General features: G+C 65.0%; 1 protein-coding gene. It reads left to right on the forward strand.

The annotated features are described in order from the left end of the window. A partial coding sequence (locus tag E2A64_RS17755) for an autotransporter outer membrane beta-barrel domain-containing protein (RefSeq protein ID WP_133285868.1) occupies positions 1-357 on the forward strand: 357 nt, incomplete at both ends.

Below are 357 nucleotides of genomic sequence, written 5' to 3' on the forward strand. Positions count from 1 at the left end.
GTATACCGACGGCTTTACCGAAGAGGGCGGCGATTCCGCCCTGACGGGCTCCTCGGCCTCCACCACGCTCGGGGTGACCACGCTCGGCATCCGCAGCGCCGTCGATCTGGGCCGGTTGTCCGGCGGCACGCCGGTGTCCTTCAACAGTTCGATTGCCTGGAACCACACGTTTGGCGACATCACGCCGACCACCGACATGGTCATTGCGGCGAAAAGCCTGCCCTTCACCATCGCCGGCAATGTGGGTGCGCGCGATGTCGGCCTCGTCGGCCTCGGTCTCAACTTCGCCGTCACGCCTGAGATGGATATCGCCATCGACTATACCGGCGCATTCGGCCAGGACCAGCAGGACCATGC

The sequence above is a fragment of the Pseudohoeflea suaedae genome, from assembly GCF_004354915.1.
GTDB classification, from domain to species: Bacteria; Pseudomonadota; Alphaproteobacteria; order Rhizobiales; family Rhizobiaceae; genus Pseudohoeflea; species Pseudohoeflea suaedae.